Here is a 12996-nt window from a genome sequence, read left to right as displayed (position 1 = left end):
CATCTAGATTTGTATACCATAGGTTTTATAAATAAAAAATGCAGACTTTTACATTTATTTGGTTAGGACAACTAATTTCTTTAATTGGTGTTTCCATGACCGGGTTTGCTCTGGATATCTCGATTTTTCAGGAAACTCGTTCTGCCACCCAATTTGCTTTCCTTACCATTGCTTGTACAATACCAATCATCATTGTTTCGCCCATAACAGGCACATTAGTTGATCGCTGGGATCGTCGCTGGATCATGATTATTAGTAATGCCTGTCAAGGACTATTGACTCTAATGTTAATAGCACTAATTAGTATTGGTCAATTAGAAATTTGGCACGTCTATCTTAGAAATATCTTGACTTCCATTATTGGCGCTTTCCATGCATCTGCTTATCAGGCTTCTATTACTACTTTAGTGCCTCAAGAAGATTTACCACGAGTGAATGGGATAATTCAATTGGGCATGGGGATTCAGCAACTCATTGGACCTTTACTTGGAGGTATTTTGCTGAGTATTCTTCAGCCAAAAGGCATTCTTATCATCAATTTTATAACTTTACTGATTGCTATTTTTCCCCTTCTGTTAGTACGATTCCCTCAATTAAATGAGGCTGATGATGAGAATAAGAACAATCCACCTTCTTCATTTTGGCAAGAAACACTAGGCGGTTGGACTTATCTAACAGAAAATCCTGGACTACTTAGCTTTGTGATTCTGTTCACCATTTACAAATTTTTTATTGGCTTAATGAGTGTATTAAGCTTTCCACTAATTCTTTCCTTGACCAGTCCATCTGGTTTAGGACAGATCGTATTTGTTAGCGGGATGGGGATGTTAGTCAGTTCTATAATAATGAGTACATGGAAAAAAAATTGGCAGAACTTGATCAATCCTATTCTCATCTCTATGTCGCTGAGTGGGTTGTGCATCATTCTGGCCGGTTTACGCCCTTCTATCATTCAAATTGCCATTGCTACTTTACTTTTCTTTCTGACTACACCTTTTATCAGTGGCTTAGTGCAAGTTATCTTACAGACAACAGTTCCTGAATCGTTACAAGGAAGAGTATTTGCCTTAACTGGATCGATATGGGTAACGGTTGTACCGCTTGCTGCAATTATTGCTGGACCGCTTGCTGATTATGTTTTTGAGCCACTCATGTCTTTTGACGGACCTGGGGCTGAATTACTTTTAGGCCAAATAATTGGGTCTGGTCCTGGTCGTGGTATTGGACTATTGTTTGTAATAATAGGATCTCTTCTATTAGCAACAGTATTTATTAGCTCTCAATACCCTGCTATTCGAGATTTGGAAGTATCGACTCAATAAGTCAGGGTTAGTGCATCTCAATTCATACAGCATTTTTTGTATTTTTTTGAATAAATGCAGCGGATTTCATTTAGTTTAACCAAATATAGAACCCCTCTCCATAGACGCGAAGCGGCTTCTCGAAGAGTACCTCTACCCCATGAGGGGAGAGGCTTAAAACTGGGTTTTTGTATTCTCAAAAAGTCAAATTTCTAGCCGTGTTGAGTATATACAGCACTTCCCGGTGTTATAAAGTACAAGAACCCCACCCCCAACCCCCTCCCCGCAAGCGATGAGGGGGCTAAGATGTACCTCATAAGAGCGGAAACCGCTGTATTATCTTTTGTTTTGGAGAATGCATCACAATCAGATAAAACAGATTGATGTTTTTGACAAATTTTGATTCTACACGCTAAAAATACATTTTTACTATTTTCGGAAAAATTTACTGATAAATAAAAATTAATCACACACAAAAATCACAATACAAAATTATTACTTCCACAGGACAAAAGGGAAAATAAGCACTTTCTGTATTAACCGAAGTATTTCTGACAACTATGTAGCAAAAATATCATATAAAAAACACAAAATCTTCTGTAAAAAAATCAGCAGATGCGTGCTAAGGTTTGAATCTCGTTGTCTTCCCTTAGTGCTTCCCATCATGCATCTGCATTATTTACACCCCCAACACCTTGAAGAATTAGTCAAGAGTAGTAGTATAGATTTACACTTAACGCGACTAAACTTTAGATCGCTTCAAGGTGTTAATGCCTATGATTACTTACTCATTTCAGAACAACTACCCCGCACCAATACTGGCATGATAAAAAGCGGTTGGTTGCAGCGTTACAACCATATTACAGAAGGTGGTTGGTGGTGTTCTGGACGAGATCCTTTAAATAATTGGCAAATGATGGAATGGGGATGTTTTAAACCAACCCAACCCCGACAAAATCAAAATGGTAAGTCGATTAAATATGAACATCCCCCCAGCACACCAACGCGGGTGTTTTGTCTGCGGGTAAATTTGCAAATTTGGCAGCAAGTTTCCCAACGTTATAATTTACCTATGCCTGAAAATATCACCATTGCTGCTGATGGCGAAGCGGAGGGCTTTTGGCAATGGGTAATGGAACACAATATATCTATAATTATTTGTGAAGGTGTGAAAAAAGCAGCAGCTTTATTAACACAAGGTTATGTGGCTATTGCTATTCCGGGAATTACTAGTGGTTATCGAGTTGTTAAAGATAACTTTGGCAAAGTTACGCGTCGGCAACTAATACCTGATTTAGCAGTTTTTGCGGCAACAAAACGCAGTTTTTATATATGTTTCGATTTTGAAACTCAAGCTAAAAAAATTGCGGCTGTTAATAATGCTATTACCCAACTTGGCGGTTTATTTCAACAACAAGACTGTCCTGTAAAAGTTGTAGAACTTCCAGGTAGGGAAAAAGGTGTTGATGAATTTATTGTTGCGAAAGGTGCAACTAATTTTGAAAAAATTTATCGTCAAAGTATAGATTTAGAAATTTACATTGCTCAAACGAAACCCCACACTGAGTTAACAATTCCTGCTGCACTTACTGTCAACCTTCCTTATTTGGGAGAACTACCTTTTCCTACTTCTGGTTTAGTGGGAGTAAAGTCAGCGAAAGGAACGGGTAAAACGACAGGACTGCAAACTGTTGTCAATCAAGCAAAAAGTCGTAATCAACCTGTTCTATTAATTACACACCGCATTCTTTTAGGGCGGTTTTTGTGTGAAAAAATTGGGATTCAATGGGGAATTAATCATGAAGCATGGAATCTAGAAGAAGAACCAAAATCACCAATTATAAATTATCCTTTACCAATAAATAAATCTTTTGGCTTATGTGTTGATTCTATTTGGAAGCTTAATCCAGAAGATTGGCGTGGTGCGATAGTAATTTTAGATGAAGTTGAGCAATCTTTATGGCATTTACTTAATAGTAATACTTGTAAGCAAAAGCGTGTTAAAATTCTGAGAATTTTTCAACAATTAATTTCTACAATTCTTATGTCTGGGGGTTTAGTAATTGCCCAGGATGCCGATTTATCAGATGTTTCTCTAGAATATTTACAAGTTTTATCAGGAACTAAAATCACACCTTGGGTAGTTGTTAATCAATGGAAGCCTCACAAAGGTTGGGATGTAACTTTTTATGATTCACCGAACCCTACACCATTAATTCATCAATTGGAATTAGATTTAATTTCTGGACGCAAATGTTATGTAACTACTGATAGCCGCACTGGACGTTATAGTTGTGAAACAATTGAAGGTTATCTAAAACAACGGTTACAGAAATTAAGAAAGCAATTTCCTGAAACTTTGGTTGTGAGTAGCCATACTACTAATACACCCGGCCATGCAGCAGTTGATTTTATCGCTGCGATTAATCAAAAAATTACTGATTATGATACTGTTTTTGTTACTCCTAGTTTGGGAACAGGAATTAGTATTGATGTTCAACATTTTGACCGTGTTTATGGGATTTTTCAGGGGGTGATTCCTGACTCGGAAGCACGTCAAGCATTAGCAAGAGTGCGTGATGATATTCCTCGTGTTGTCTGGTGTGCTAAACGCGGTATTGGTTTAATTGGTAGTGGAAGTACAAATTATCGCTTGCTATCTCATTGGTATCAGGAAAATCAAAAAGAAAATTTAGCTTTGCTTAGTCCTTTACATAAAATTGATGTGGATTTACCTTTAGTTTATGACCCAATTCATTTACGAACTTGGGCTAAGTTATCTGCAAGGGTAAATGCTTCTATTCGGCTCTATCGTCAATCTATGCAAGAAGGTTTGATTGATGACGGACATAAAATTATGATGCGGAGTAATGCAGTTCAAAATAATATTCTTCGGGATTTGCGTTTAGCTTTCTTTGCAACTGATTCTAGTGACGTGGAGAACCGGAAGAGGTTGATTTTAGAAATTGTCAAAGTGCAGAAAGACTGGTCAAATAGTCGTCAAAAGGCTAAAGATATTAAACGCAAAATTCAGGAAATTAAACAGCAAAATCAATTATTAGCCGCAAATGCTGTATCTACAGCTAGGGATATTGATTATGTGGAATATGAGCAGCTATTAACTAAACATTCTCTCAGTAATGAGGAACGACACCAAATCAATAAATATATTCTCAGACATAGATATGGGATTGAAGTGACTCCTTTGTTGAAGTTGCTGGATGATAAAGGGTATTATGGACAGTTGTTAACGCACTATTATTTGACTCATGAAAGTGAATATTTTCATGTGAGAGATGAGCAAGAATGGCATCAACAATTATTTTGGGGTGAGGGAAAGGTTTTTTTACCAGATTTAAGGACTTATACTCTCAAAGTTGAAGCAATGCGAGCTTTAGGTATGCTGCAATTTTTGGAAGGAGAAAGAGTTTTTGATGAGAATGATGCTGATATTATTTGGTTGAAAACTGTAGCTGTTCAGAATAGTAAACATATTAAGAGGGCGTTGGGTATTGATTTATCAAGTAATCAGAAAATGGTTTCTGGAATTAAAATAATTGGTAAGCTTTTAGGTTTGTTGGGTTTGAAGTTGCAGCAGGTAAATGATGTTTATAAAATTGATTTGGAAACTATAAGTGATGGGAGGGAAAGGATTTTTGCGGTTTGGCAGCAACGTGATGAATTAATGTTAAATCATGTGAAAGGGGTTGATTGTGTTTTAGAATCTAAAGCGTTGGCTTTACAAATGTAGCGTTTCTAGCTTGTATGTAATATATTGTTGCCTCATTGAATGTGAAAACTTGGTAATGATGTTATGTCAAACTTATTCAATTACCAATTAATTCCAAAGAACCCCACCCCTAGCCCCTCCCCGCAAGCGAGGAGGGGAACTGGATTTACAGTTAAATTCGGTTTTTAGGGCTGAAAACTCTCTCTGGATCAGGATGTGTGTACACCGTAGCGCAAGCGAGGAGGGGGACTGGATTTCTGATGAAATTCTGATGCTAACGATAAATATTCAACACTACCTATTTGTTATGAATACTGAAGAGTTGATAAATGAGGGAATAAAGAAAAATTTATCTGGGGATTATCAAGGGGCGATAGCTGCGCTGACCGAAGGTATCGCTCTTTTTAACCAAGCAATACAGCTAAATCCCTACCTGGAGATAGCTTACCATTATCGGGGTCATGCCTATTTGGGGTTAGAAGAGTTTGATTTAGCGATCGCAGATTATCAACAAGTCAGCGATAATGGTACTCAGTTAGAAAATATCAATTTCGATCTTGCGAAGGCTTTCCATAACCGGGGTTTAGCTAGTTTTCAACGAGGAGATATTCAAGCAGCTATCGCAGACATCAACCAAGCTTTAAAGTACTATCCTGATTTTGTCGCCGCTTATAGTAATCGCGGTAATATTTTTTATATCCTCGGTCAGCATAGAGAAGCAATTGCTGATTACAACCAAGCCATACAGCTAAATCCCAACTTAGCCGCAGCTTACAATAACCGAGGTAATAGCCGCTATGCTCTCAAAGACTATCAAGGTGCGATGCCTGCGGCGAGCGAAGCTATCGCAGATTATAATCAGGCATTAGCAATTAATCCCCAGTTTGGTGAAGCTTACTATAACCGAGGCTTGATTATGTCACACCTCCAAGACTATCAAAGAGCGATCGCTGATTTCAATCACGCCATCCAACTCAATCCAGATGATGACCAAGCATACCATCAACGGGGTTTAGTCTATAGCAACCTAGAAGACTATCAAAACGCCATTCAAGACTATAACCAAGCATTGCAAATTAACCCCACCTTACCGATAGTTTACGGCTTGCGGGCTAATGCACTCCGCCACCTGGGAGACTATCGAGGCGCAATTGCCGATAGCACTAGATTACTACAACTAAATCCCCATCTAGTAGAAGGATATTGCGATCGCGCAAATTCTCATCGCTTATTAGGAAACTATCAAAAAGCTATCGAAGACTATAATCGAGCCTTACAAATCCAACCTAATTATGCAACAGCTTACTTCCTGCGGGCAAATATCCATATGCATTTGGGAAATAGTCAAGCAGCTATTGAAGATTTCCGACAATCTGCTAGTTTCTTTTACCAAGAAGGAAACAATGTATACTATCAAAACGTCACCAACCTAATTGCACAAATTCAGCAACAGTAAATAATCCGACAGAATTAATTACATACCTACAGCAAATTGCAGATTAATGAGGTACAGAATCAAAATTGAAACCTAGACACCAAGCCAGTTTTACTCCTGACTCCTGAATTCTTACTTTAATTGTAACGTTTTCCTAAAACCATGTATTAATCAAATACAGTACATTACCTTAGAAAAGTAATAAACTTAATCTTAAATATCATGAATCGACAAAAATATATTCAGTATCTAGGAAAACTTGCAATCGGAATTTCTCCAGTCCTGTTAACTGCACATATCTTTCCTTCACAATTACTGGCACAGCCATTACCAATCAAAATCAGTTTAGAATTTCCATCAGGAGATTCCAGAGGCAAGCCAGAATCGACAATTGGCGGAGGAAGACGAGGATTTTCCTGTATCCATCTTGAGAAAGGAAAACCTACTCTCACGGCCTTAACACCCAGACGAGATAATCAGATCAAAACAGGCTTAGACAATCCCACACTATATTTTTATGTTCCTAAAACTAGCGCAACTACTGGTGAATTTGTACTGAGGTCAGAAGAAGATAATGATATCTATCAAACAAATTTTAAACTGCCCAGTACTTCTGGAATAGTCCAACTCAACATTCCCCCTACTGCTGGCATCAAAACAGGCCAAAAATATCAATGGTACTTCACCCTAATTTGCAATTCTGAAGACAGAAGCGGAGATGAATATACCTCAGGGGATATCCAACGCACAACTATCAGTTCATCATTGAATAAAGACCTCCGGCAAGCAACACCTTTAAAACAGGCAGAGATTTATGCCAAAAATGATTTGTGGCCAGAAACCTTAAACAATATTGCTCAATTACGCGATCAAAAGCCAGATGAATGGCAAGAACTTTTAAAATCAGTAGGTCTAGAGGTCATAGCCGAAGAACCTATCCTTAAGTGTTGTCAACAAAACCCGGAACCTTAGTACCGATGGATCTGGACAAAATTAAACATCTTCTGTGGCAAGGACGCGGTTTGTGGATTACCACCCCTGTAATCGCCATGTTTATTATTCTCATTCGCTTTGCAGGGTTATTACAATCCTGGGAGTGGGGAGTTTTTGATCAATATATGCGTTGGCGACCTCAAGAAGCCCAAGATCAGCGCATTGTCATGGTTGGTATTGATGAAACCGACTTGGATAATCTCAAACAAGCAACCATTTCCGATCGCATCTTAGCCAAATTACTCAACAAACTCAAAACCAAACAACCAAGAGCTATTGGCCTCGATATTTACCGGAATTTACCTTTACCACCTGGGACTTCAGAATTAGAACAAGTATTTAAATCTACACCTAATCTGGTTGGTATTCAGAAAGTAGTTGGAGACAGGAAAAACGAGACAGTAGACCCACCCCCCGTACTCAAATCCTTGGGTCAAGTGGGTGCAAATGACCTGATCATTGATGCCGATAACAAAGTACGACGCGGCTTAATGTATGTGAATACAGAAAATGGAGAAACAGTCTACAGTTTTAGTTTGCATTTAGCTTTGCGTTATCTAGAAAAAGAAGGAATCACCGCCAGCAAAGATTTCCGACTAGGGAAAACCAAATTTATTCCCTTTGAAAGCTATGATGGTGGTTATGTACGTGCTGATGCTCGTGGTTATCAGATATTAATCAACTATCGGGGAAAAAGTGGTAACTTTGAGACGGTTTCCATGACGGATATTCTAGAAGACAAAGTACCAGCAAATTGGGGGCGCGATCGCATTATTTTCATTGGTTACATCGGCGAAAGTTTTCGAGATTCATTTTTTACCCCCCACAGCAGCGGACTTCTCAGCCTTCCAGAACCAATGAGTGGAGTAGAAATTCATGCCAATCTCACCAGCCAAATCATCAGTGCAGCCATCGAAGAGCGATCGCTATTTAGAACCTGGTCAGAACCTGTAGAATGGCTATGGATTTTACTCTGGAGTGGAGTTGGCGCTACCCTAACCTGGAAATTGCGATTACAAAACCTACTCACATTACAGAGAATAATCAGCGCTGTCCTAGCAGGAGGGGCTTTGCTAGGCAGCACCTATGTAGCTTTCCTTTCCGGCTTGTGGCTTCCTGTAGTCCCAGCATTCTTAGCATTAACAGGGGCTGTAATTGCCATCACAGCTTACATCGCTCGCACCGCTGGAGATATCCGCAAAGTATTTGGACGTTACCTCACAGATGAAGTCGTAGCCAATTTACTAGAAAGTCCACAAGGATTGAAACTCGGAGGAGAACGACGCAAAATCACCATCTTCACATCCGATTTAAGAGGATTCACTGCCACATCAGAACGCTTACAACCAGAAGAAGTAGTTAAAATTCTCAACTTTTACCTGGAATGTATGGCAGATGAAATTACCAAATATCAGGGAACCATTGATGAATTCATGGGTGATGGTATTTTAGTACTCTTTGGCGCTCCCACAGCTAGAGAAGACGATGCTACTAGGGCCGTAGCCTGCGGTGTCGCCATGCAATTGGCAATGGTCAAAGTGAACGCCCAAATGAAAGAATGGGGCTTACCACCTCTAGAAATGGGCATCGGCATTAATACAGGCGTTGTGGTAGTAGGAAATATTGGTTCTGAAAAACGCACCAAATACGGTATCGTCGGTAGTCAAGTTAATTTAACCTACCGTATTGAAGGCTATACAACCGGTGGTGAAATAATTATTTCTGAATCCACCTTTCATGAAGTAGAGTCAGTAGTCATAATTGCTAGTCAAACTCAGGTAAAACCAAAAGGTGTTAAAGAACCAATTAATGTATACAAAATAGCTGGTATCATCGGCGAATACAATCTTTTTCTCTCTGAACATCAAGAAGAATTATGCAATCTTCCTGAACCTATCCCCATTGAATACCTATTGTTAGATGGGAAAGATATCGGCAATTCATCTTACCAAGGAATTTTAGTCAGACTTTCAATTAATGAAGCAGAGATTTCTCTAGCCAATAAAGAACTCCAAACTCTACCATTTTTCCTCTGTAATATAAAACTTAATTTATTAACACCCAATAACTCAGGAGAAACCGAAGATATGTATGCCAAAGTTTTGGAAAAACCTGCAAAAATAGGTGATTTTTGCATTCGTTTTACAGCCAAACCCCCAGCGATTATAACAAAATTTAACACTTTAATTGATCAAATAAATTCCCAGAATATTCCATAATTTATAGTAGATAGTAGGTAAATAAGGTATAAAGTTGCAACGCTATATACCAACATACTAATCACCCTTTCCCCTTCTCCATAATATCCAATTACTGAAATACTAGTAAAATGACAAGGTTAATATTTTTAGGTTCGGGTTCAGCTTTTACAGTTGGTGCTAATAATTTTCAGTCTAATATACTTTTAGTCACTGAACAAAACCATAAACTATTAATTGATTGTGGAACAGACATTAGATTTTCTCTCCATGCAGCTGGTTTATCATATCGTGATATCACTGATATTTATATCAGTCATCTCCATTCTGATCATGTTGGAGGACTTGAATATATAGCTTTTAGTACCTTGTTTGACCCAAAATGCAAAAAGCCACATCTTTATTTAAGCAAAGATGTATCCAGCAACCTGTGGGATAGAACCTTATCTGGTGGTCTCAGGTCTCTTGATGGAGAAATTGCCAATATAGAAACCTTCTTTGAACAACATAAAGTTGACCGACAAGGTTATTTTATGTGGCAAGACATCAGGTTTAATTTAGTCAGAGTTATTCATGTTAATAATGGCTTTTATCTCATGCCAAGCTACGGGTTATTTTTTACTTTAGCAGGGGTAAAAATATTTTTATCCACAGATACCCAATTATGTTTTGACAGAAATGGAGATATATATGAACAGGCCGATATAATTTTTCATGATTGTGAAACCTCCCGTTATCAAACTCCTGTTCATGCCAATTATGAACAATTAACAGAGCTACCAGAAAAAATTAAAAATAAAATATGGCTCTATGGTTATCAGCCAGGATTGCTTCCTGATGCCAAAAAAGATGGATTTTGCGGTTTTGTAGAATGTGGACAGGTTTTTGAATTTTCATCCTCACATAGTCAAGAATTAAAAGTGGGGTTTGAGGCGTAGGATCTCCCCATTACCGAATAGACACCTCTGAACAAGATTTTAGAAACGAGAATCCCTACCCATGAAATGTCTCTAAAAGAGTTCTAGATAATGCATATTTAAAATAATTCGTAATTAAGTTTTGTGACGGAGTCTAAATCTCCGTTACAAAACTTACCGCTTATAGAAGCAGGTGACTTAAACCCACAGAACTTGTTAAAGTCAGTCGATATCTAATTGAATGAAATGTCTTTTCTTGAATTTCTCATGAACTTTTCATCAAGTTTGTATTATAGGGCTTGTCTCAGTAGATCTATTCAGATTATGTTACTGAAATAGCAACTGAATCCACCATCCAAGATATTAAATCAATAACTAATAGAAACAATAATGCACAATCAACTAGCTAAATCAGCGATTATCGGGCTGTCAGCAATTACCCTTTCCGCCTTCGTTTCTTCTTCCGCGCAAGCAACGAATCTAGTAACAAATGGTAGTTTTGAGACCACCTCCAACGGCTTAACTGGGCAGTTAGGCACGCCCTATGGCACAGAGTTACCCGGCTGGACTTATCTCCCAGCACCCACCAGCTACGACTTTATCTTCGGGTCTGGAACCGCTGATACGACAGGATCTCCTAGTGAATACTATGGCGCTCCTTTAACGTTTTGGGGTTCTAATAATGGTGGTCTTGATGTTTGGCCTGCCAGTAGTCCTGATGGCGGAAATTTTCTAGCGGTAGATCCAGTCTATCAGAATTATGCTCCTATTAGTCAGCTGTTGAACGGACTCACTGTAGGACAGCAATACACCGTGTCTTTTTATAATGCAGCCGCACAGCAATTCGGTTTTAGCGGTTCAACTTATGACCAATGGAAGGTTGTATTTGGCGGAGAGACTCAGTACGCAACTGCATTTAATCTTCCCAATCATGGTTTTAGTGGTTGGGTTAAAGAATCATTGACTTTCACAGCTAATTCTTCAAGTCAATTGCTGCAATTCTTCGCCACAGGCGGTCCAGTAGGATTGCCACCTTTTGTTCTTTTAGATGGTGTCTCCGTTGAGGCTGTCAAAGGTACTTCTGTTCCTGAACCTTCATCTATATTTGGTTTGGGTGCAGTAATCGTACTAGGATTAGGTATTGGTTTTAAATCGAAGTTAGCAAAAGTAACCCAAGCGAAACGTGCTTAATTCTGCTCATTTTTCGATCTAAATTCAGGTATGATAAATACCTGTATGATTTTAAGAGGATACCGTTGATGTGGCATCCTCTTATTTTAACTCTATATGACGCTTAGGTGATTTCTAAAAAAGAATTTATTGATTAGGAGGGCAAACAGTAGTTCTCTCTGACGATGTAGTGATATTGTGTGGTAATTTTTATTTTAGAAATCACCTTATGTAAATTAATCCAGCCGTATATTTTTAGTCTTGGTATGGAAAGGCTCTGACAAATGCAACATTATCTCCAATCATTCGCGTTAGATGTCTTCAGATTATGTATTTGGTTGGTACTGCTCATAGTTATTTTCGTACCTCTAGAAACTTTCTGTTCTCAGAACCGACAGAAGGTTTTCCGTAAAGGATTTATTGCAGATTTAGGCTATTACTTTCTCAACAGTCTCCTGCCCAAGTTCCTTTTGATCCTACCAATATCAATAATTGCTAAGGGAGTTCATCATATCGAGTCCAGTGGACTGTATGCATGGATAGCGGATATCCCTCTGCTGACGCGCTTTATGCTGGTGATCATTGTTGGAGAATTCGGCTCGTATTGGGGTCATCGCTGGTCCCATGAGATTCCTCTGCTATGGCGCTTCCATTCCATCCACCATAGTGCGGAAGAAATGGACTGGCTAGTTAATACCCGCACACACCCTTTAGATATGTTCTTCACCAGACTTTGCGGCTTAATTCCCATATATCTACTGGGCTTGGCGCAGCCAACAGGGAAGACTGTGGATTTAGTTCCCTTGCTGTATGCACTTTTCGGTACTATATGGAGCTTCTTCATCCACGCAAATATTTGCTGGCGTTTCGGTTGGCTGGAGAAGTTGGTGGCCACTCCCGCCTTTCACCATTGGCATCACACCAATGATGGGGAGAAGTATATTAATAAAAACTACGCCGCGATTTTTCCTTGGGTGGATAAATTCTTCGGCACATTTTACCTACCGAAGAATAGGTGGCCTAGTAAATACGGCATTGATATTCCTATTGCGCCAAGTTTTGCTGGGCAACTTGTGCAACCTTTAAAATGGCAGTTAAGGAATGAAGATTAATTAACTCTATCTTTTACTTTCCGGGCTAAACCCACAGAAATTCTTGGTACTCTTCGAGAAGGCTCACGCCTATAGCCAGTCCATTTTCTTCTTTCTAACTCATGATAGCGTGGCACAAGCGATACTTTTGGACTCCTGAC

At 38.9% G+C, this 12996-nt stretch carries 8 protein-coding genes; all 8 read left to right on the top strand.

What is annotated here, in order from left to right; all coding sequences use genetic code 11:
• The first annotated feature begins 38 nt into the window (after nucleotides 1-38).
• The 8 genes from VB713_RS01035 (at nucleotide 39) to VB713_RS01000 (ending at nucleotide 12856) form a co-directional block, all read left to right on the top strand.
• A complete protein-coding gene (locus VB713_RS01035; RefSeq protein WP_323309728.1) occupies nucleotides 39-1322 on the top strand; it encodes an MFS transporter in 1284 nt (427 codons plus the stop codon).
• 643 nt (nucleotides 1323-1965) lie between these two features.
• Nucleotides 1966-5052: a plasmid replication protein, CyRepA1 family gene (locus tag VB713_RS01030; RefSeq protein WP_323309775.1), complete on the top strand. Its 3087-nt coding sequence runs from the start codon at nucleotides 1966-1968 to the stop codon at nucleotides 5050-5052.
• Between the two features lie 286 nt (nucleotides 5053-5338).
• Complete coding sequence (locus VB713_RS01025; RefSeq protein WP_323309727.1) at nucleotides 5339-6487, top strand: tetratricopeptide repeat protein; 1149 nt, start codon at nucleotides 5339-5341, stop codon at nucleotides 6485-6487.
• Between the two features lie 201 nt (nucleotides 6488-6688).
• On the top strand, nucleotides 6689-7438 hold the full coding sequence (locus VB713_RS01020; protein WP_323309726.1) for a DUF928 domain-containing protein: 750 nt from the start codon (nucleotides 6689-6691) through the stop codon (nucleotides 7436-7438).
• Complete coding sequence (locus VB713_RS01015) at nucleotides 7411-9678, top strand: adenylate/guanylate cyclase domain-containing protein (RefSeq protein ID WP_323309725.1); 2268 nt, start codon at nucleotides 7411-7413, stop codon at nucleotides 9676-9678. Before VB713_RS01020 ends, VB713_RS01015 begins: the two co-directional genes overlap by 28 nt.
• Nucleotides 9679-9788: 110 nt before the next feature.
• On the top strand, nucleotides 9789-10595 hold the full coding sequence (locus VB713_RS01010; RefSeq protein ID WP_323309724.1) for an MBL fold metallo-hydrolase: 807 nt from the start codon (nucleotides 9789-9791) through the stop codon (nucleotides 10593-10595).
• Nucleotides 10596-10964: 369 nt separating this feature from the next.
• Nucleotides 10965-11765 carry a PEP-CTERM sorting domain-containing protein gene (locus VB713_RS01005; RefSeq protein ID WP_323309723.1) on the top strand — a complete coding sequence of 267 codons (801 nt, stop codon included), beginning with the start codon at nucleotides 10965-10967 and terminating at the stop codon, nucleotides 11763-11765.
• Nucleotides 11766-12028: 263 nt separating this feature from the next.
• Nucleotides 12029-12856 carry a sterol desaturase family protein gene (locus tag VB713_RS01000; RefSeq protein ID WP_323309722.1) on the top strand — a complete coding sequence of 276 codons (828 nt, stop codon included), beginning with the start codon at nucleotides 12029-12031 and terminating at the stop codon, nucleotides 12854-12856.
• The last annotated feature ends 140 nt before the right edge of the window (nucleotides 12857-12996 follow it).

Origin of the sequence: Anabaena cylindrica UHCC 0172 (genome assembly GCF_034931625.1) — a bacterium.
Lineage (GTDB): Bacteria > Cyanobacteriota > Cyanobacteriia > Cyanobacteriales > Nostocaceae > Anabaena > Anabaena cylindrica_A.
This window is presented reverse-complemented; position numbering and strand designations above follow the sequence as displayed.